This window comes from Halobellus sp. Atlit-38R (assembly GCF_003665925.1).
GTDB lineage: Archaea > Halobacteriota > Halobacteria > Halobacteriales > Haloferacaceae > Haloquadratum > Haloquadratum inordinatus.
This window is the reverse complement of record NZ_QXIJ01000065.1, coordinates 1-811: the sequence shown is the minus strand read 5'-3', so window position 1 is coordinate 811 and position 811 is coordinate 1. Positions and strand designations below refer to the sequence as shown.

Sequence of the window (811 nt, the reverse complement as noted above, 5' to 3'; positions counted from 1 at the left end):
GCTGGTTCTCTGAAGGAGACCCAGCTGCTGATGACCATCCCCGGTGTCAGTTACTACTCCGCGTTGCTGGTCTACGCTGAACTGGGTGAGATCGATCGGTTCGACGGCCACAAAGAGGTCCTGAGTTACATGGGACTGAACCCGACGATCCGCGAGTCCGGTGACTCGCGGATCGAGGGTGGTATCTCGAAACGCGGCTCAGGACGAGTTCGCTGGATCTTGGTTCAGAGTGCGTACTCAGCCGTGTACACGTGTAAAGACGCGTATCTAAGCACGTTCTTCCACCGGTTGAATCGTCGAATGAACTCGAAAAAAGCGATCGTCGCGACGGCACGAAAACTGCTCGTCTCGATGTACTACATGCTCGTCCGAGAGGAAGTCTACGATCCACCGGGGGTGAGCGCCTGAAGAAGGGAATCTGAGGAACGCCGGACCGGCGTTCCTCAGTGGCCGGATGAGGCCAGCGTAAGCGACAGCTCTAGCAAGACTCGTTCCGACCGCCTACCGGTTGTGGAGGTCTCAATCACCGCGTTGCCCAGTGGTTTTTCACCGTTGAAGAACGAGAGACACGGAATCGTGCGAACAACTTTATCGCTAGCGGTGGTTAGTTGAGCCAGCAGAATTTCCATAGGTGAATACAGCGCGCAAATTCACCGAATAAACGACGTGCCTACCACGATGAAAATCCCCACAATAGAGAGAACGATTGAGACCATCCCTACCAGTCGTTCAATCTGGAGTTGACCACGGAGAGACGGGTGAGCCGCCATTGCTGGGCCACTCGGCATCGGGCCGCTAGTCAAGATAACCC

Annotated in this window: 1 pseudogene; it reads left to right on the top strand. The window is 55.6% G+C overall.

Features of this window, described 5'->3' with window-relative positions:
* Nucleotides 1-408 (top strand): annotated as a pseudogene (locus D3D02_RS18105) (IS110-like element ISHvo9 family transposase); the annotation flags it as partial.
* Between the last annotated feature and the right edge of the window lie 403 nt (nt 409-811).